At 41.9% G+C, this 315-nt stretch carries 1 protein-coding gene; it reads left to right on the forward strand.

Features of this window, described 5'->3' with window-relative positions:
- A partial coding sequence (locus ACFSR0_RS10945) for a transposase (RefSeq protein WP_379982679.1) occupies positions 1–315 on the forward strand: 315 nt, incomplete at both ends.

Here is a 315-nt window from a genome sequence, read left to right on the forward strand (position 1 = left end):
TGCAGGAAAAGTTTATTTATCCCCACTTGTTGATTGTTATGATGGAGCTATTATTAGCTGGACCATTGGAACAAAGCCTGACTCCGAATTAGTGAATACTATGCTAGATACTGGTATAGCTACCTTGCAAGATCAAGAGCATCCGATTATTCATTCGGATCGTGGTGCTCACTATCGATGGCCAGGTTGGATTGAACGAATGAACAAGGCCAACTTGCCTCGTTCTATGTCTAAAAAGGGATGCTCGCCAGATAACTCAGCGTGTGAAGGTTTCTTTGGACGTTTAAAGAATGAAGTGTTTTATCAACGTGACTG

Origin of the sequence: Enterococcus camelliae, assembly GCF_042685105.1 — a bacterium.
GTDB lineage: Bacteria > Bacillota > Bacilli > Lactobacillales > Enterococcaceae > Enterococcus_G > Enterococcus_G camelliae.